This window comes from Mesorhizobium robiniae, from assembly GCF_040545535.1.
Taxonomy (GTDB): domain Bacteria; phylum Pseudomonadota; class Alphaproteobacteria; order Rhizobiales; family Rhizobiaceae; genus Mesorhizobium; species Mesorhizobium robiniae.
The window spans coordinates 185486-202408 of sequence record NZ_JBEPMC010000001.1; the positions used below are offsets into that span (position 1 = coordinate 185486).

Here is a 16923-nt window from a genome sequence, read left to right on the forward strand (position 1 = left end):
CTAGACGAGGGGCGGAGCAACGGAGACGACGGTCTCCGCGAAATGGCAGGCGGCCTGATGGCCTGACGCGAATTGCCGGAGTGGTGGCGTCTCGCTTCGGCACACATCCTGCGCGAAAGGGCAGCGCGGGTGGAAATGACAGCCGGCAGGCGGGTCCAGCGGGCTTGGCGTTTCACCATGCAAGCGGCTTCGCGTGCGCCGCATCCGCGGATGGGAAACCGGCACTGCAGCCAGCAGGGCCTGGGTATAAGGATGGTGCGGCCTGTTATAGAGATCGCTCTTGGGCGCCAGTTCAACGATCCGCCCCAGATACATCACCGCTACGCGGTCGGCGATATGGCGGACGACGGCCAGGTCGTGGCCGATAAAGAGATAGCTCATGCCGAGTTCCTCCTGCAGGTCCTGCAGCAGGTTGATTACCTGCGCCTGCACCGACACGTCCAATGCCGAGACGGCCTCGTCGCAGACGATGAATTTGGGACGAGGTGCGATGGCTCGGGCAATGCCGATGCGCTGTCGCTGCCCGCCCGAGAATTCGTGCGGGAAGCGCTGGGCGTGAATGCGCCGCAGGCCGACCTTGTCGAGCAGGTCGCCCGCGTAGTTGGTCAGGCGGGCACTCGGCCGCTCGCCCTGCGCATAGAGCGGCTCGAGGATGATGTCCTCGACCCGGTGCCGCGGATTGAGTGAGGCCTGAGGGTCTTGGAAGATAATCTGCATGTTGCGCCGCATGCGTCGCAAATGTTCTTGCTCGACGCGGGCGAGATCCTCGCCCTGGAACTTCACCGCGCCGCTCGTCGGCTCGATCAGTCGTAGGACCAGCCGGCCCGTAGTCGACTTGCCGCTGCCGCTCTCGCCCACCAGCCCCAGCGTTTCGCCGGCCGCTATGTCGAACGAGACGTCGTCGACCGCCCGCAGGACGCGGTTGAGACGCCCCGTAAGCCAGGCATTGGGATTGACGGGGAAGTGTTTCTTGAGACCTTGGACGGCCAGGATGGTTTCCGTCATCTTGCCGCCGCCAGTTCCAGATCCGGAGCATGGATACAGGCCGCATGCTGAGCAGGGCCGACCGCCAACAGCGGCGGGTGCGCCTCGTGGCAGGCCTCTGTGACCTTGGGACAGCGAGGGGCGAACAGGCAGCCCTCGGGCAGGTCCGCCAGGTTAGGAATGCCACCCGGAATGGTTCGCAGCCGCCTCGCGCCGCTGCCCATTTCCGGCGTGCTTCCGAGCAAGCCTTCGGTATAGGGGTGCTGCGGCCGGTCGAAGAGATCCTCGATGGCCGCCTGTTCCACGACGCGGCTGGCATACATGACGACCGCCCGGTCCGCCACTTCGGCCATCACCCCCATATTATGCGTGATGAGCAGGATGGCCGTGCCGAACTCCTCGCGCAGCGCTTGGAGCATGTCGAGCAACTGCGCCTGTATGGTGACGTCCAGCGCGGTGGTCGGTTCGTCCGCGATCAGCAGCTTGGGCGAGAGGCACAGGGCGATGGCGATCATCACGCGCTGGCGCATGCCGCCGGACAATTGGTGCGGATAGTCGAACAGGCGTGAGCGCGGGGATGGAATGCCGACCTTTTCGAGCAGCAGGACGGCCCGGTCGAGCGCCTCTTTCCGGCTGATCGCCTCATGCGCGCGAATGGCCTCGCAGATCTGGTCGCCCACCGTGAATATGGGATTGAGCGACGTCATCGGCTCCTGAAAGATCATTCCGAGCCGCCGCCCGCGCAGGCCCCGCATTCGCCGCCGGGGCAGTGTCAGCAAGTCCTCGCCCTGAAAGTCGATGCGCCCGATTACATGGGCGGTTTCTGGCAGCAGGCCCATAATGGCAAGCGCGGTGACGCTCTTGCCCGAACCGCTTTCGCCGACAAGGCCGACTAGTTCGCCCGGCCGGACATCGAAGCTGACATCGTTGACCACCACCAGTCGCTCGCGACCCATAGGGAAACTGACGCTGAGATGTTCGACGCTGAGGATGGGACCTGTGCTCATTGTTCCACCTTCATGCGCGGATCGAGAACGTCGCGCAGTCCATCCCCGAGCAGGTTGAGACCCAGTACGGTGAGCGCGATGGCGACGCCCGGCACCACGGTGAGCCAGGCCGCTTCGCGCATAAAGGCACGGCCTTCGGCGATCAGCACGCCCCAGCTGGGCACGGTGGGCGGTGCGCCCAGGCCGAGAAAGCTCAGCACCGCTTCGGACAGAATAGCATAGGCGAACACGAAGCTCAGTTGCACGATCAGTGGCGCCATACAATTGGGCAGGATATGGTGCCAAAGAATGCGCCTGTCGGTGGCGCCAGCGGCCCGGGCGGCCTGCACATAGTCGAGCTCGCGGATGACCAAGATGGAGGCGCGTACGACGCGAGCGGTGCGGGGAATATAGACCACCGCAAGGGCAACGATCGCCGTCACCGGCGATGGCCCCAGCGCCGCCGAAATGCCAATTGCCAGCAGGACGGCGGGGAAGGCCATCAATGCATCAGCAATGCGCATCAATATATCGTCAAGCCGGCGATAATAACCCGCGACCGCCCCGAGGATGACGCCAAACAGACCATTCAGCATCACGACGGCAAAGCCGATGCTTAGGCTGAGCTGGGCGCCGTAGAGCACTCTGGCCAGCATATCGCGGCCCAGATTGTCGGTGCCAAGCAGGAAGCCGGGTTGTGGCGGCTTGAAGCGGTTGCGGACCGAGAGGGCATTGGGGTCGTTTGCGGTGATCAGCGGGGCCAGCACCGTCGCCAGGCAGATGAGAAGAAAGATGGCGCCACCGATCGCGAAGGACCGGTTTGTCAGCATGCGCCGCAGCAGGGCCCGGGTATGGACGAACCTTGCGGGCGCCAGATGTCGCTCGACCTGAATCGTCGCAGTCATCACTTGCCTCCATTGACGCGGATGCGGGGATCGAGCGCCGTATAGGCGATGTCGACGACGATGTTGAGCAGCAGCAGCGCGGCCGTCACGAAGAGCAGGCCACCCTGGATCATTGGGTAGTCGCGGCTCATGATGGCATTGCCCAGCAGCGCCCCGATTCCCGGTATGCCGAAGATGGCCTCGATGACGATCGAGCCGGACAGCAGCACCGACAGAATGAGGCCGATCACCGTCACCACCGGCATCATGACGTTGGCCAGCGCATGCCGACCGATCACCACCCACTCGCTCAGGCCCTTAGCGCGCGCCGTGCGGATATAGTCCTGGTTGAGAACTTCGAGCATGGTCGAGCGTGTGATGCGGGTGAGCAGCCCGGCCTGCAGCAGGGCCAGCGACACGGCGGGCAGGGTGGCAGTGCGTAGCCAGCCGAGCGGATCTTGCAGGAACGGGACATAGCCCCCGGTGGGCAGCCAGCGCAGTTGCACCGAAAACAGGATGATCATTACCAGCGCCAGCCAGAAATTAGGCAGGGAAACGCCGATCAGGGCGAATACTGTGGCGATCTGGTCGGGCCACTTGTTGTGGTTCAGCGCCGCGATGATACCGGTGGTGAGGCCCAGCAGGATGGTCAGCACCAGCGAATAGATGGCGATGCTGATCGTTACCGGCGAGCGCGCCAGCAGCGCCTCGGTCACTGGTATGCCGAGCAGCAGCGAGCGCCCAAGGTTACCCTGCAGCAGGTTGCCGTAGAAGGTCAGTACCTGTGAATGCAGCGGCTGGTCGAGGCCCAGGTTGCGCCGGATTTGGGCGAGATCGGCTGCCGTCGCCGTAGGCCCGCCGATCACCGTCGCGGCATCCCCAGGGATCATGTAGATGATGGCGAAGGCAATCAGGCTCACCAGGATGAGGATCGGTATGGCCTGTAGCAGTCGGCTGACGGTGTAGCGTATCACTGAATGCCCCTGGTAAGTCGAGGGGGCCGGCTGGACCCGGCCCCGTCCGTATTGAACTATCGGTCGAGCCAGACGTTGGCGAGCCGCGTATTGTAGAACGGATCGAAGTTCTCCACATCGCTGCGGATACCCTGAACGTTCGACATCGAGCCAAAGGGAATGGCCATGACCTTCTGGAGCGCAATCGTCTGCGCCTGTGCGAAGGCATCCCGGCGTTCCTCGACCGTGCTGCCGGACTGTACGCCCGCAAAGGCCTTGTCAAAGGCCGCGTCGGCGGCATTGTCGACCGGCTTGTAGACATGATTAGCGATATTGCGCAGCGAGGCCGCGCCACCCTGCGCCGTCACCGTGGCCCAGTAGGTGAAAAAGAAATTCCAGCCTTGGACTTCGTTCTCGCTTGTCGCGAGCGCCGTGGGCCAGTCGAGGACGCGCAACTCCGCATTGATGCCGGCAGCCTTGAGCTGTTCGGATACCACCAGGGCGCTGTTATACATGCTGGGAAATTGCTGGTTGGTCAGCAGCACCACCGGCTCGTCATTATAGCCGGCTTCTGCCAGCAGCGCCTTGGCCTTTTCAATATTGTTCTGGTTGTAGAACTCCTTGCCGGCCTCGGAATGGTAAGCCGTGCCGGGGAATTGGAAGGTCGAGTTGAGCTCATAGGCGCCGTCGGTCGCTGCCTCCATGATCTCTTCCATATTCATGGCGGCCAGAATCGCTTCGCGCACTTTCGGATTGTCCGTCGGGGGAGCCGACCAGTTGGGATAGCCCACATTGAGCGAGTGATATTTGAGGCTCACCAGCTCGATCCCCGGGGTGGCGCGCAGGCGTTCGTGGGAAATGGTTGGTACGTTCTCGGCAATCGAGACTTCGCCGGTTTCCAGCGCCGCCATGCGCGCACCGACTTCGGTCAGCATGCGGAAGGTGACGGTATCGACGCAGGCCTGCTTGTTGCCAGCAAAGCCGCTGAGACCCGCGAGGGCTGTGTTGGGCACATATTCCTCGTAACGGGCGATCGTGACGTGGCTGTCGGGGATGAACTCGACGAACTTGAACGGACCCGTGCCGATCGGCTCGATCTGGCCAGCCGGGGCCGCGGCGACTTCGGAAGGCAGTATGACGATGGGAACGGTGTAGGAGGAGAGTGCCTCGAGGAAGGTGGGCTGCGCCTTCTTGAGCGTGATGACGAAGGTGGCGTCGTTGGGGGCGGCCCAGCTCTCGACGATATCGAGCGTGGCGCGGTTGACGCCCATTTGCTTGTAGCGGTCGAATGAAGCGATCACGTCGGCCGAGGTCAGCGCCTTGCCGTTGTGGAACTTGACCCCCTCGCGCAGCTTGAACGTATAGGTGAGGCCGTCCCCGCTCTGTTCGATGCTTTGCGCCAAATCGGGTGCCGGGTTCATTTCGGCATCGCGGATGACCAGTGTCTCGAAGATGTTCATCGCAACATTGCGGGTCGCCGAGGATGAGCCAGTATGCTGGTCGAGCGTCGGCACGGCGGCCTCAAGGCCTACGACCAGATTGCCGCCCGTTTTGGGGCACTTAAAAGCCTCTTGCGCGGAGGCCGTTCCGGCGGTGGCCAGGATTGCGGCGGCTAAAGCGGATCGAAGCAGAAGTTCATTATGTCTTGGCATGCATAGTCTCCCACTCAGTGTGAATCTTGCGACGGCAGGAGCTTTTGGAAGCAGGGCCATCGTGTTCGATAGTCTGGTCAAGACATTCCCGTCCGGCGCGATACCGGGCGTTCAAGCCAGTGCCCTAGAGGATGCCGAACTCGGCGAACACGTCGCCAAGCCGCCGGCCGGCGAGAAGCGCCTCGCGTGTCTTGTTCTCGCCTTTCAGTTTCTCCCGCGCTGCGATCAGCACCTGCTGCTCGACCGCCTGTGGAATCGCCACGCAGCCATCCGCGTCGCCGAATAGGATGTCGCCGGGATGGATCAGCACACCGGCGCATTCCACCGGTACGTCGATGGCGATCACCTTTCCGCGGCCCTTGCTGTCGAGCGGACCGATGCCTGCGGCAAAGACCGGAAAGCCGAGCAGGCGGATATCCTTGATGTCACGCACGAGGCCATCCATCAGTGCGCCGCCCGCGCCGCTCACCTTGGATGCGGTGCTCAATAGCCCGCCCCAGGGCGCGATGCGCCCCGTCGCGCCACAGGCGCAGACGGCAACTTCGTCGCGCTGCAAGCTGTCGACCAGGGCGATCTCGAGCTCGTAGGGATTTTCACCCGGGGCGGGAAATGCATAGACGTCCGAATACAGCATCGTGCGAGCCCGCCCGACCATCACGACGCTTTCGTCGACAGGTCGAATGCTGGCCGGCAGCGCCTGCTTCATGTGCCCCAGATTATCGAGTACGTCCGATATCAGGGCGCAGAAAAAGCGCTCCCTCATCTCTTTGAACAGCGCACCATCTGAACCTGCCGTCATTCTAGCCTCCGCCATGTATCGTTAAATGTATGATGCAATTTCTAGCGCCCCCGTCAAGGCCGCTCTGGTATGATGGCCTGGCTTTTATGCAAACCGCTTTGGTGACCCGCTATCCGCGCGCGGGCTGCAGCGGGTTGTCGCCCTTCCACCAATGTTCTAACGGGTTCGAGCGCAGGATCCGCTGGATGGTTTCGCCGCTGACCTTCGGCATGGGCGTGCCTTCGACGAGACGATTGACCGCCAGGTGCCCCGCCACCGATTCATCGACGCGCGCGAAGGGGAAGTCGGTGCCAAAGAAAATCTTGTCGGCGACGCGGTATTCTTCGGCCAGTACCAGCATGTTGTAATACTGCCATGGCCGGTAGAACAGCGCCGAGTTTTCGAGCCAGACATTGGGCTGCTTGCGCGCCACCACAATCGCCTCGTCGAACCACGGATGCCCCATATGGGCCATCACCATGGTCAGATCGGGATATTTCATCGCGATGGGCTCGACATGGATCGCCCGGCCTAGCTCCACGGGCGCATTGCGGGCAAAGGTGGTGCCCATATGCATGGTCAGCGGCAGGTTGTACTTCTGCAGATATTCGTAGACCGGCTCGAGCCGCGGATCGGCGAGATGCACGCCATTGTAGATCGGGCCGAACTTGGCGCCTTTGAGGCCAAGGTCCTCGATGCCATGCCGCAGCATTTCCATGCAGTCGGCACGGCGCGGATCGACATAGGCGAATCCGACGAACTTGTCAGGATATTTGCGCACTGCGGCGGCGGTGGTGGCATCGTCGCCCTCGATGCCAATAGCGTCGCCGTAACGCAGTGTGAAGACGATGGCCTTTTCCACATTGGCCATCTCGTCATACAGCGTCTCGGCATCTGCTTTGGGCGCGAGCTCACCGGCACGGACCCGGCCGAGCAGTTGATTGTAGAGCGGGAGCACGTGCTCTTCGTTCCAGATGTTCACGTGGCAGTCGCAATAAGCGCGCCCGGTCATCGGTTTTCTCCCTTGTTCCTGTGTCGTTTGCTAGAATGAAACCTTCGATGGGGGCGTACCGCTGCCCCCCACCAGGAAGTCGAAATCGACACCCTTGTCGGCCTGCTGCACGTGGTCGATGAACAAACGCCCATAGCCGCGATGGTATCGAGGCGGTGGCGGGACGAAGGCGCTGCGCCTGCGCTCGATTTCCGCGGCGGACACGTCGAGATCGAGCCTGCGCCCGGCGGCGTCGACGATGATCATGTCGCCGGTCCGCACCAAGGCGAGGGGGCCGCCTATCGCCGCCTCGGGGGAGACATGCAGGATCACCGTGCCGAAGGCCGTGCCGCTCATACGGGCATCGGAAATTCGGATGAGGTCGGTTATGCCTTGCTGGAGCAGCTTCCTGGGCAGCGACATCGTGCCGACTTCGGGCATGCCGGGATAGCCTCGCGGCCCGGCGTTCTTAAGGACGAGGATGGTGTCGGCGTCGACGTCGAGATCGGGGTCGTCAATCCGAGCCCGCATATCCTCGGCATTCTCGAAAACCATGGCGGGGCCCCGGTGCTGCATCAGGTGCTGCGAAGCGGCCGAAGGCTTGATAATCGCGCCATCGGGCGCCAGGGAGCCCTTGAGCACCATGATGCCGCCCTGGGCCGTCAGCGGATTGCTGAGCGTGCGAATGACTTCGTCGTTCCAGCACCGCGCCTCGACGATCCGCTCGCCGATCGTCCCGCCTTCGACGGCCGGAGCATCGAGATTGAGCAGGTTTTCTATTCGCTTCATCACCACAGGCAGGCCGCCGGCATCGAAGAATTCCTCCATCAGGAACCGGCCCGATGGCTTAAGGTCGACCAGCGTGGGCACGTCGCGCCCAAGACGGTCCCAGTCTTCCAGCGTGAAATCGACACCAAGCCGGCCAGCAAGCGCCAACAGATGCACCACGGCATTGGTCGAGCCACCGATGGCCCCGTTCACGCGCACCGCATTCTCGAAAGCGGCGCGTGTCAGGATGCTGGATATGGTGATGTTCTGCCGCACCAGCTCGACCGCGCGCTTGCCCGAAGCCTCGGCCAGCACAGCCCGGCGGCTGTCCACGGCGGGAATGGAGCCGTTCATCGGTAAGCCGATGCCCATCGCCTCTCCGAGCGACGCCATGGTCGAAGCAGTGCCCATGGTCATGCAGGAGCCTGCCGAACGGCTCATCGCCGCCTCGGCTGCGTCGAGTTCCGACCGGGAGATGCGTCCGGTGCGGTATTCCTCGTCGAGCTTGAACATGTCGGTGCCCGAGCCCAGCGAGCGACCGCGGAAGCGTCCGTTGAGCATCGGCCCGCCGGATACCAGGATGGTCGGCACGGCGCAGCTGGCCGCGCCCATCAGGACGGCCGGCGTTGTCTTGTCGCAGCCAGCCAGCAGCACGACCCCGTCGATGGGATTGCCGCGGATCGTTTCCTCGACATCCATCGAGACGAGATTACGGAACATCATTGTGGTCGGCCGCATCAGCGGCTCGCCAAGGCTGGTGACCGGGAATTCCAGCGGAAAGCCGCCGGCCATCAACACGCCGCGCTTCACATGTTCGGCCAACTCGCGCATGTGGCGGTTGCAATTGGTCAGTTCCGACCATGTGTTGCAGATGCCGATAACCGGCCGGCCGTCGAGCAGTTCTTGGGAAAAGCCCTGGCTCTTCATCCAACTCCGGGGAACGAATCCATACTTGCCTGAACGGGCGAACCACTCGGCGCTCCGATATACGCGCGGTTCTCCCCCATCCCCATATGCATTGGTCGTGCCGGATCCCTGCGTGGTCAAGCTAGCTCCATCCGGTCACCGTTGCTCGTCGCTGTCAGGATCTCCATTATCCTATTTAACGTTAAATGGCGAGGTGCCGTCAACCATCCATTTCAACTAAGTAGTGACGCCGTTTTCAAACACTACCGGCAGGACTTCGTCCTTCCTTGCAAACGCGCCGGTCTTGAGCCGGTGGAGCATCGCCCGGCCGGCGCACTCGCCCATCGAATACGCCGGCGAGAGCACCGTCGTCAGGTGCGGCTGAGAATAACGATGGGACTCAAAGCCGTTGAATCCGATGACACGCGCCTGATCAGGCACCTTCACGCCGCGCTCGTTCAGCAGGAGCATGGCCGCGACGGCGATCTGGTCATTGGCGCCGATCACGGCGTCAGGCATTGGATGGCTGTCGAGATATCCCGCCATGGCCGCCTGCACATCGGCGAAGGACTCGCTGTTCGCATGCACAATGGTCAGCTCGGCTTCGCTGCCGCTCGTGGCGATGGCGTCCCGCACGCCGGCTACCCGGTTCTCCACGGCCGGCCAATGCTGCATGGGCACGATCATTACCGGTCGGCGCACCTTGCGGGCAAGCAGGTGGTCACCGATCAGTCTGCCGCCGCCCCTGTCATCCTGCCGAACGGTGCATATGTCGGTTGACGGACCGGCCAATTCTTCCTGAAACACAATGAGCGGCTGTTCTAGCCCCGCCAAGAGCTGGATCACGCCATTGCGCTCTGTGGATGGTCCGGAAATCATGGCGCAAAAACCGGCCACTTCGTAATTTCGGACGATCATCGACCGGGCCAGGGAAGCCATGGGTACGCCCTGCAGCGTCAACGTATAGTCGGCGACGTTCAGCACATTGGTGAGGCCAGCCACGACCTGGCAGGTAAAGAAGTCTGCCAGGAACGCCGGAGACTCATCGACTATTACCATTCCAATGGACCGCTGTTCGGCGACCCGCAAATTGCGCGCGGTGGTGGAGCGGCGATAGTTGAGACGCTCGATTTCGTGCTCTACCCGTTTTCGGGTCGCTACACCAACGTACTGCATTCTGCCATTGAGGACGTTAGACACGGTCATGGGAGAAACCCCCGCCGCTAGTGCCACATCCTTGATCGTCGCTCGCTGTTTCAACTTGTTCAAGTTCATCACCAATCTGTGCCGTACATTTCACGATAAATGGACAGAATGGATTTCGATATCAAGCAAAGATCGCGTGGGATTGCTTTAAATGTCGTGGTCGCTCCACATGTGTCGTTCACATTCGGGGGCGGGGCAGCCTCTGGTCCTTGTTGGCCAAGTTGCGGCCAATCGTCAGTGTCCGGGATTTATTTCCGGCTGGATGTGGTTTGACCCAGATAGAGCCTGACGGGAAGGACCATGTCGTTCTGAGAGAAGGTTCCGGTATTCAGAGCATCCACGAGATTTTTCGCAGCTTGGTATCCCACGTCGTGGCCGCAGGACTGCACGGTGGTCAGTCGAGGATTGGTAAGTTTCCAGAACGCCAAGCCATTAAATCCCGTGATTTGGATGTCGTCTGGTGCAGCTAGCCCATGATCCTGCGCTGCCCGCAATGCGCTTATCGCCATTTGATCGTTTAGACCCACCAATGCGTCCGGCCTGCCAAGCAGCAGCGCATTGGAGGTGGTTTTGTATACCACTTCAAAACTCTCATTTTCGCACATAAGTAGCTCGAGACGAGCACCTGGAATGCTATCCAGTATCGACTTGAAGCCGTCGCCGCGAGCTTCGAGGGCCGGCCAGATCGTTTTGGTAACAAGCATCCAGAATACCCGCGCCCCGGTCTCCAGCAAGTGCCTCGCAAGAAGGGCCCCACCGCCATAGTCGTCCTGCCGAACGCTTGCCAGCGCGGCCATGCCCGCAAACGGCGGCTCCTGAACCATTACGGTGGGAACCTTAAGTTCCTGGGTCGCCCTAACGTACTTAAGTCTTGCGTTCTGCTTACCTGACAGCAGTAGGACAAGGCCGTCTGTTTCGATGCCCTTGAACGCGTTCCGTGCATCGAACCGGGATGGCCTGATACCTCTGATAGTGAGGCTATATCCGATATTCGTGAGGTAATTCGTGAGCCCGGAGATCAATTCCGCAGTGAAGGGATCGCTGAGAAAATTAGGGTTTTCATCAATCACGAGCAGACCGATTGCCCATTGTTTGGAAAGCCTGAAGCGGCGGGCAGTAGTCGACTGGCGGTAGCCGAGTTGCTGGATAGCCTCACGCACCCGGTCCGCCGTCTCCTCGCCCACGCGCCCGGAGGCATTGATCACATTGGACACAGTCATGGGCGAGACACCAGCAATTCGGGCCACGTCCTTGACCGTTGGCTTGTTGTTGGTCTTCGCCAATTTGCCTCTCCACCCTGGGCTGCTGCCCGACAACTATCTTTTGCGCCTTTCTTGTTGCGAGTGACAAGACCGCCAGAAATCAACTCGGCCCATTGACAGGGCCTCAAGTTGATGTAACGTTAAATCAACACAGCAAAAGGCCCACAGGAGAATCAGGTGTCTGGTAATGGCAAGTCGTCTTCAACGCCAATCATCGCGAATCTGGACCGGATCAAGGAGCGGTTGTTTTCCGCCGTTCTGTCCGATGTGATGGATCGCATGGGGCACATGTCCCAGGCCATGTCGGTCAAGGTCCGCCCGCTTGACTCGGCGCTCGTCATGGTTGGCCGTGCCCGCACCGGCTTTTATTCCGACGTCTTCGAGGTCATCGAGGGCGAGAATCCCTACGAAACCGAAATCACTTTCGTGGACGATCTGGGTCCGGGGGAAATTGCCGTCATCGGCTGTGGAGCCTCCGGGCGTATCGCTCCCTGGGGCGACCTGCTGAGCACCGCATCGCGGGCTCGCGGGGCCATCGGCTGCGTTACCGACGGCATGGTTCGGGACACGCGCAACATCATCGAGTCGAAGTTCCCGGTCTTTCATGGCGGCATCGGCCCGCTGGATAGCCGTGGCCGCGGTAAGATGACGTCGACCGACACCGCAATCGAGTGCGGTGGCGTACTGGTGCGCAGCGGTGACATCGTCTTCGGTGATGCCGACGGCGTCGTCGTCATTCCCCGCCAGATCGAAGACGAAGTGCTGCGCCTCGCCTTTGACAAGGTGGATGGCGAGGACAATACCAAGGCCGAACTGCTCAAGGGAACGCCGCTGGCCGTGGTCTTCGAGAAATACGGAATTCTCTAGGAAAATTCTAGGAATGGGGCGTCAGGTCTCGACCTGGCCCCAACCATACGGGGAGAATAGGTCGTGACTAAAGCGCATGTTGCAGTAATTGCATCAACAGTTGCCTTGCTGGCTAGTTTGCCGACACAGGCGCAGGACGTCATCTCTGCCACACCTTATGCCAGCCACGGCGACGAGTGGGTCGTTTACGATCACGATAGCTGCAAGTTCGTGCCGGCGGTCGAGCATCCCGCGTCTTATAAGGCAGTACTGCGCAAGGCAAAGAAGCCGTTGAAGGTAGCCTTCATCCAGCCGCTGACCACCGGACCGTTCATGGCCCTGTGGACGCCCGGCATGCAAAAGGCGGCCGAGCAGGCGGCAATTGAGCTCAGGCTGTTCGATTCCCAGTATCCGAGCACCACGCAGCCCCTCGTTGTAGCCGATGCCGTCGTGCAGTATGCACCTGACGTCGTGCTGGAGGGAACCGAGGTCGACGCGGTTCTGCCCGCTCTCATGAACAAATATAACAAGGCCTGCCTGCCGGTGGTTCTCGCCGACCTGGTGCCGCCGCCCAATGCGATTTTCTTTGCCGCCCAGCAGGCCGACGTCGGCCGGGTCGGTGCCGAATATGCGGTCGAGGTGGCGAGGCAACGCGGATGGACCGGTGCCGACATGTGGGCAGTTTCCTGCGCTAACACGGAAGTCGGCAGTTCGGAGAATGGCCCTCACGCCAGGGTCGCGACTTTCCAGCAGAAGGTGCTCGAAGCCTTCCCGGATATGCCCGCCGATCACGCCACCCTGCTCGATTGCCGCCAGGCCGAGGGCCCGCTCGATGCGCGGACCAAGGTCACCGACTGGCTCACCGCTCACCCGGACGCAAAGTACATCATCTCCAACGCCATCACCGACGTTCAGGCCCTTGGCATGTACGCCGCCTTCAAGGCTGCGGACTTCGGCGAGCGGGCCATCCTGATCGGAACGGACGTCGATCCAGGCGCGATGGAAATCGTCAATAGCGGCGACCCGATCTTCGTGGGTGACGTCAGCCAGGCCCCCGAACTGCGCGGTGTCTACGAGATTTCGTTGGCCCTCGACATTGCCGAAGGCCTGCCCGTGCCGCTCGAAGTGTTCTCCGAACCCGTCGTCGTGCATCCATAGCAGCCGGGAGGGAGGCAACTCCCTCCTCCATTCCGCTCCTGCCGGAAGGCGGTCGAAGCAGCGCATGAAAGGTTGGGCCGATGGTGGCTGCCACCCCAGATAAAGTTGAAAGGCCCGGACGGCGCTTTGCTTTTCCGGAACAGGGCGGCCTCGTGGCCACTATCCTTGTCCTGATCGTCACCCTGTCCTGGCTCACGCCATATTTCCTGTCACCCGTGAATTTCGCCAATATCGGCGTCGCGGTCTCGGTGACCGCGATCATGGCCTTCGTCGCCACGATCGTGCTGGTCAGCGGCGGGCTAGACCTGTCGCTCGGTTCCGTCGTCGCCCTGAGCGGCATCGCGCTGGGCCAGGCGACCGCGGCGGGTTTTTCCGGCGAGATCGCGATCCTTGCCGCTTTGGGGGTCGGGCTCGGCTGCGGCCTGCTCAATAGCGCGCTCATCATCGGCGTCGGCATCAACCCGTTCATCGTCACCATCGGCACGCAATTCCTGTTTCGCGGCTTGGCGCATGCCTGGTCGAGCGGCGGCGGTAATGCGATCCTGGTGCAGGACGAGCTGATTTCCTTCCTCGGTAATGGGCGTTTCCTTGGCCTGCCCATGCCAATCTACATCATGCTGCTGGTTCTGCTGGCCGTCTATGTGTTGATGACCTTTACCAGGCTCGGCGCCCATATCTACGCCATTGGCGGCAGCGAATCCGCCGCTTCTCGTTCGGGCGTCTCTGTGGGCCGGGTGCGCACTATCGTCTACTGCACATCGTCGGTTTCCGCCGCCATTGCCGGCGTGGTTCTCGTGGGCATCACCGGGGCTGGCATCTCGGTGGCCGGCATGGGGTCGGAACTGACCGTCGTCGCAGGCGTCATTCTGGGCGGCACCAGCCTCATGGGCGGGCGCGGCACCGTGGGTGGCACTGTGCTGGGCGTCATCATGCTGGGCGTTCTCAACAATGGACTGACCTTGCTGGGCGTTCCCAATTACTGGCAGATCATCGTGCAAGGGCTCGCGCTGTTGCTGGCCGTGCTTGCCGACGAACTGCGCCGCAAGGCGAGGGAAAGACGATGATCCCAATTCTCGAGGCACGTGGGCTGAGCAAGCGCTACGGTCCCATCATTGCCGCCCATGACCTCAACTTCTCGATCGCCCGTGGCGAGGTGGTCGCTCTGGTCGGTGACAACGGGGCGGGCAAGTCCACCTTGGTCAAGATGCTCTCGGGCGTCATCAAGCCGGACGAGGGACAGATTGTGCACGCCGGGCAGGAAGTGTCCTTCTCCAGCCCGCAAGACGCCCGCTCGCGGGGCATCGAGACCATCTACCAGGATTTGTCCCTCGCGCCCAACCGCGACGTCGTCGCCAACCTCTATCTGGGCCGCGAAATGGTCATGCAGGGCTGGCTGAAGCCTTTCGGTTTCCTCGACCGCAACGCCATGGTCCAGGCCAGCGGCGCGCTGCTCAGGGAGCTCGGCGCCAAGATCAACTCCATCACCGGGGTGCCGGTGGGACACCTGTCCGGTGGCCAGCAGCAAGCCATCGCCATTGCGCGAGCCGCGGCCTGGGCCAAGGATGTGCTGTTCATGGACGAGCCCACCGCTTCGCTTGGCGTTGAGCAGTCGCAGGCGGTGCTTCATCTCGCGCGGCGCGTTGCTGAAAAGGGTGTAGCCGTTGTGCTGATCACCCATATCCTGCCCCATGTCGTCGAAGTCGCCGACCGCGTCGTCGTGCTCAAGCAGGGAAGCATCATCGCCGACCAGCCCGCCGCCGAAACCGATACCGAACAGCTCATCCGCCTCATCGTGGGATTCGATCTCAACCGGGTGCGCCCCAACGGCCCTGCAGCGACGGCGTAGGCAAGATGCGGCTGGCTTGCAGCGACTATTCGTTTCCCGCGCTGCGCGCCCAAGACCGGTGGCGCTTGATCGGCATGCTCGGATTTCCTGCGGCGGGCACGCATCTGTTTCTTGACGATGACGGGGCGATAGCCGAGTTCGAACGGGGCAAAGTGCCAGAACCGTTTCCGCGCGACGAACTGGATGGCACGGACCTCTTCGTCATCCTGCGGGGTGGCGATTTCCCTGGCGGTGCCATCAACGCGGCCGATCCGGCGCGGCGTCGACGGGCTCGGGCCCTCTTCCAGCGGGCGGCGGACCTCGCCGCCGCCTCGCGTCTGCCGGCCATCACGATCCTGCCGGGCACGCCCTGGCCGGAAGACAGGCTAGGCGCCTGGCAATGCTGCCGCGACGAGCTGAGCTATCGGATCGAGGTGGCTGGAGAGCGCGGGCTGCGTCTGCAGATCGAACCCAATCTGGGTTCGATTGCCTCAACGCCCGAATTGGTTTTGGACCTTCTGGCCGGCCTGCCCCGGCTGGGTCTGGTCCTCGACGCGTCCCATTTCGTCGTCCAGTCCATTTCCATCGAGCGCATCCTGCCTCTGGCGGCCCATGCCAGCCAGGTGCATGTCCGCGCCGCCCGGCCAGGCGAGATACAGGTGCCTTGGGATCGCAACGAGACCGATTTCACGGCGCTGTTGGGGAGCCTCGCGGCGCACGCTTTTACCGGTCACATTACGGTTGAATACACTCCGATGCGACAGTGGCGGTGCGACCGGATGGATGTTCTGACCGCCATTGCAGAGACAAAGACAGCATTCGAGACGATGATCTCGAGCCATTTCCACCAAGGACGCGTTCAATGAGCCAGTATCCCGGCGACATCCACACCCATATATGGCTGCGCGAGCACATGTCAGATAGCTTCGCCAGTGACTTGCGCCGTGTATGGCCCGATGTCGACCGCGTCGACGCCTCCCCCGACGTGCATTGGCGGGTGGTCGTGGGCACGACTAGGCGGTCGGTCGTGCTGGCCTTCGACGCCCGGCATGCCGGCATAATGGTGCCCGATGAATATGTGGCCGAGTACGTACAGCGTGATCCCGGCCGCCTCGTCGGGTTCACGTCAGTCGATCCCATGCGCCCTGATGCGCTGGACCGGCTGACCCATGGCGTGGAGGGCCTCGGCCTGCGTGGCGTCAAGCTCGCGCCGACCTACCAGGGCTTTGATCCGCTCTGCTCGGAAGCCTTCGCGCTCTATGCGCGGATCGAAGCCTACGACCTGCCCATCATCTGGCATCAAGGCGCGACTTTCGTGCGCAATTCGGTGCTGAAATACGCACTGCCCTACCAGATCGACGAGATCGCTCGCACCTTCCCCAAGATGCGGATCATGATTGCCCATATGGGCCAGCCATGGATCGACGAATGCATCGTGGTCGTCCGCAAGCACCCCAATGTATTTGCAGATGTGTCCGGGCTCGAAGGGCGCCCGCGGCTGTTCCGCAACGCGCTGCTCAACGCGGCCGAATACGGCGTTGGCAAGAAGCTGCTTTTCGGCACCGACTATCCCTTCGCCACGGCCGAAGTCGTCGATCGAGCGCTGGAGCGCACGCTTGGCGACAACCCGCCGGACGATCTGGCGCGCCTTGTCGAGCATGTGCGCTCGGCCGACCCCTTCGAGACCGTGGGATTCTAGGCGATGCGAATCGTCAATGACAGTT

16 protein-coding genes are annotated in these 16923 nt (G+C 62.1%); 6 read left to right on the forward strand and 10 right to left on the reverse strand.

Features of this window, described 5'->3' with window-relative positions; all coding sequences use genetic code 11:
- From ABID19_RS00880 to ABID19_RS00925, 10 genes are all read right to left on the reverse strand, one after another.
- Positions 1-1005, reverse strand: a complete 1005-nt coding sequence (locus ABID19_RS00880) for an ABC transporter ATP-binding protein (protein WP_354487249.1) — start codon at positions 1003-1005, stop codon at positions 1-3.
- On the reverse strand, positions 1002-1991 hold the full coding sequence (locus tag ABID19_RS00885; RefSeq protein ID WP_354487251.1) for an ABC transporter ATP-binding protein: 990 nt from the start codon (positions 1989-1991) through the stop codon (positions 1002-1004). Before ABID19_RS00885 ends, ABID19_RS00880 begins: the two co-directional genes overlap by 4 nt.
- Complete coding sequence (locus ABID19_RS00890) at positions 1988-2800, reverse strand: ABC transporter permease (protein ID WP_354488256.1); 813 nt, start codon at positions 2798-2800, stop codon at positions 1988-1990. The genes ABID19_RS00885 and ABID19_RS00890 overlap by 4 nt, the downstream gene beginning before the upstream one ends.
- 74 nt (positions 2801-2874) lie before the next feature.
- Entirely contained in the window at positions 2875-3828 is a 954-nt protein-coding gene (locus tag ABID19_RS00895) for an ABC transporter permease (RefSeq protein WP_354487253.1), read from the reverse strand.
- A gap of 56 nt (positions 3829-3884) precedes the next feature.
- Complete coding sequence (locus ABID19_RS00900; protein ID WP_354487255.1) at positions 3885-5459, reverse strand: ABC transporter substrate-binding protein; 1575 nt, start codon at positions 5457-5459, stop codon at positions 3885-3887.
- A gap of 124 nt (positions 5460-5583) precedes the next feature.
- Positions 5584-6258, reverse strand: a complete 675-nt coding sequence (locus ABID19_RS00905; protein ID WP_354487257.1) for an RraA family protein — start codon at positions 6256-6258, stop codon at positions 5584-5586.
- Positions 6259-6367: 109 nt separating this feature from the next.
- The gene (locus tag ABID19_RS00910) at positions 6368-7249 is read right to left on the reverse strand and encodes an amidohydrolase family protein (RefSeq protein WP_354487258.1); all 882 of its coding nucleotides are present in this window, start codon (positions 7247-7249) and stop codon (positions 6368-6370) included.
- 30 nt (positions 7250-7279) lie between these two features.
- Complete coding sequence (locus ABID19_RS00915) at positions 7280-9043, reverse strand: IlvD/Edd family dehydratase (protein WP_354487260.1); 1764 nt, start codon at positions 9041-9043, stop codon at positions 7280-7282.
- A 96-nt stretch (positions 9044-9139) separates the two neighbouring features.
- Positions 9140-10171 (reverse strand): LacI family DNA-binding transcriptional regulator, encoded by a 1032-nt coding sequence (locus ABID19_RS00920; RefSeq protein ID WP_354487262.1) that lies wholly within the window; start codon positions 10169-10171, stop codon positions 9140-9142.
- 185 nt (positions 10172-10356) lie between these two features.
- A complete protein-coding gene (locus ABID19_RS00925; RefSeq protein ID WP_354487263.1) occupies positions 10357-11391 on the reverse strand; it encodes a LacI family DNA-binding transcriptional regulator in 1035 nt (344 codons plus the stop codon).
- A 156-nt stretch (positions 11392-11547) separates the two neighbouring features.
- Here ABID19_RS00925 and ABID19_RS00930 point away from each other — a divergent pair, with 156 nt between their 5' ends.
- From ABID19_RS00930 to ABID19_RS00955, 6 genes are all read left to right on the forward strand, one after another.
- Positions 11548-12237 carry an RraA family protein gene (locus ABID19_RS00930; RefSeq protein ID WP_354487264.1) on the forward strand — a complete coding sequence of 230 codons (690 nt, stop codon included), beginning with the start codon at positions 11548-11550 and terminating at the stop codon, positions 12235-12237.
- A gap of 63 nt (positions 12238-12300) precedes the next feature.
- Entirely contained in the window at positions 12301-13374 is a 1074-nt protein-coding gene (locus tag ABID19_RS00935) for a sugar ABC transporter substrate-binding protein (RefSeq protein ID WP_354487266.1), read from the forward strand.
- 152 nt (positions 13375-13526) lie between these two features.
- Positions 13527-14438 carry an ABC transporter permease gene (locus ABID19_RS00940; protein WP_354487268.1) on the forward strand — a complete coding sequence of 304 codons (912 nt, stop codon included), beginning with the start codon at positions 13527-13529 and terminating at the stop codon, positions 14436-14438.
- Complete coding sequence (locus ABID19_RS00945; RefSeq protein WP_354487270.1) at positions 14435-15220, forward strand: ATP-binding cassette domain-containing protein; 786 nt, start codon at positions 14435-14437, stop codon at positions 15218-15220. The genes ABID19_RS00940 and ABID19_RS00945 overlap by 4 nt, the downstream gene beginning before the upstream one ends.
- A 5-nt stretch (positions 15221-15225) precedes the next feature.
- Positions 15226-16065 (forward strand): sugar phosphate isomerase/epimerase family protein, encoded by an 840-nt coding sequence (locus ABID19_RS00950; RefSeq protein ID WP_354487272.1) that lies wholly within the window; start codon positions 15226-15228, stop codon positions 16063-16065.
- The gene (locus ABID19_RS00955) at positions 16062-16898 is read left to right on the forward strand and encodes an amidohydrolase family protein (RefSeq protein ID WP_354487274.1); all 837 of its coding nucleotides are present in this window, start codon (positions 16062-16064) and stop codon (positions 16896-16898) included. The genes ABID19_RS00950 and ABID19_RS00955 overlap by 4 nt, the downstream gene beginning before the upstream one ends.
- Positions 16899-16923 lie beyond the last annotated feature (25 nt).

Excerpts from the sequence above, each read along its gene's own strand:
- ABID19_RS00885 (WP_354487251.1), bottom strand. The coding sequence starts at position 1,991 with ATGAGCACAGGTCCCATCCTCAGCGTCGAACATCTCAGCGTCAGTTTC.
- ABID19_RS00880 (WP_354487249.1), bottom strand. The coding sequence starts at position 1,005 with ATGACGGAAACCATCCTGGCCGTCCAAGGTCTCAAGAAACACTTCCCC.
- ABID19_RS00955 (WP_354487274.1), top strand. The coding sequence starts at position 16,062 with ATGAGCCAGTATCCCGGCGACATCCACACCCATATATGGCTGCGCGAG.
- ABID19_RS00910 (WP_354487258.1), bottom strand. The coding sequence starts at position 7,249 with ATGACCGGGCGCGCTTATTGCGACTGCCACGTGAACATCTGGAACGAA.
- ABID19_RS00905 (WP_354487257.1), bottom strand. The coding sequence starts at position 6,258 with ATGACGGCAGGTTCAGATGGTGCGCTGTTCAAAGAGATGAGGGAGCGC.
- ABID19_RS00890 (WP_354488256.1), bottom strand. The coding sequence starts at position 2,800 with ATGCTGACAAACCGGTCCTTCGCGATCGGTGGCGCCATCTTTCTTCTC.
- ABID19_RS00945 (WP_354487270.1), top strand. The coding sequence starts at position 14,435 with ATGATCCCAATTCTCGAGGCACGTGGGCTGAGCAAGCGCTACGGTCCC.
- ABID19_RS00950 (WP_354487272.1), top strand. The coding sequence starts at position 15,226 with ATGCGGCTGGCTTGCAGCGACTATTCGTTTCCCGCGCTGCGCGCCCAA.
- ABID19_RS00900 (WP_354487255.1), bottom strand. The coding sequence starts at position 5,459 with ATGCCAAGACATAATGAACTTCTGCTTCGATCCGCTTTAGCCGCCGCA.